This is a genomic window from Massilia timonae CCUG 45783, from assembly GCF_000315425.1.
GTDB lineage: Bacteria > Pseudomonadota > Gammaproteobacteria > Burkholderiales > Burkholderiaceae_D > Telluria > Telluria timonae.
On the sequence record NZ_JH992935.1, the window covers coordinates 1 to 1,354 of the forward strand.

Genomic DNA, 1,354 nt, shown 5'->3' on the forward strand with positions numbered 1-1,354 from the left:
GAAACCGTCACCCGCGTTGTCGATCGGGCGCGCGCGATCGCGCCGGCGTCGTTGCAGGGAATGCAGGCTGCGGAGGTCGAGAGGATGACGGCCAAAGCCGTCGACGTGGCATGGAAGGCGCCGGCGAGCCAGCGTGAATTCGATGTGCGCGTGTCGCGCTTCGTAATGCCGGCTGTAGAGCGCCGGCAGCAGGAAAGGGAGCAGGCCCGCGAGAGGCAACAGGGCCAGGGAATGTCGAGATAGCCTTTTAGCGTCAACGTGACTTAAGCCAGGCATTAGCCGCAGCCAAAGCCTCACCGAAACTCGCCGCCTGGGCATTCCCCATCGAGATTTGACTCCCATGCGTGGGAGGGAAAACACCGCCGCCCACCTCGATATCATTCTCCATAAGAGTCAGTTGATGCCCTCCGCCCAGTTCGGGCGGACGCGGTGAAATGCGATAGCTAAGGGTTATCAAAATTCTTCTTCGGTGTCAGGGATGGTATCGGGAAGGCGCTGCTGGCCAGCCGCCTCCAGTTTATCACGGTAGGTATGATCCGAGGGAGCGCCGACAGCCTTGCCCTTGTTGCTCTTTTCCTTAATCTTGAACGCGAAATCTGTGATGGCCCGGCCTGTCTTGACCGGCTTGTAGCTCACTGTCAGATCGCTGTGCTTGTTAATCTGCTCGACGGCTACCTCGATCACCTTGCGGATGAAATTGGTTGTCAACTTGTACTCGTCCGGCGCGATCTGGAGGGTTTCACGCAGCCACGCCAGGTTAAGCATGCGGCTACCAATCTCTCGGTGCTGGGCCAGCAGCTCGTAGATGCGCACGGCGTGCGCGCTGGTCATGTGGCCGACCTTCTCTAGTTGGTAGGACGTGAACTCAGCTTCCAGCCGCGTGATGTACTTGATGACCTCTGGCGTGAAGATGACTTGGACGTTGCCCGCACCATCCACATAGGCGCCCTCGCTGATCCAGCGCGTCTTCTTTACACGGGCGTGACCGCTGGCCGGGTCTATGTCGTGGATCGTCACGCTTCGCTCGTATAGCGCGTCCATGGCGTCCTTGAGCTGTTGATAGACGTTGCCCCGGCCGATGCTCGGGAACTGCTTGGCGAAAGCGTCAGCCGTGATCGTGACCGGCAGATCCGGGAACAGCCCCTTTTGCTCCTCACGGCACCGGCAGATCGAGTACAGGATGATGCGCTGCTCGTTTAGGCCTAGGCGATAGCTTGCCTCGATCAGACGATTAGACTTCACAACAAGCTCCGATTTTTTCATGGACTATTCCTAGTGCTAACTAGGTAATATTACGATATAGAAATACCCTTGTCAACTATGGTAATAGTTAACCCTAAAAAAGTAATAGTTA

2 protein-coding genes are annotated in these 1,354 nt (G+C 57.1%); one reads left to right on the forward strand and one right to left on the reverse strand.

Going from position 1 to position 1,354, the window contains the following annotated elements:
* On the forward strand, positions 1-243 hold a 243-nt coding region (locus HMPREF9710_RS26385; protein WP_040778644.1), incomplete at its 5' end, for a hypothetical protein.
* A gap of 210 nt (positions 244-453) precedes the next feature.
* Here HMPREF9710_RS26385 and HMPREF9710_RS26390 read toward each other — a convergent pair.
* Positions 454-1,263, reverse strand: coding sequence for a RepB family plasmid replication initiator protein (locus HMPREF9710_RS26390; protein ID WP_005671616.1), 810 nt, complete (start codon positions 1,261-1,263; stop codon positions 454-456).
* Positions 1,264-1,354: the final 91 nt, after the last annotated feature.

Coding starts and splice junctions, on each gene's coding strand:
- HMPREF9710_RS26390 (WP_005671616.1), bottom strand. CDS start 1,263: ATGAAAAAATCGGAGCTTGTTGTGAAGTCTAATCGTCTGATCGAGGCA.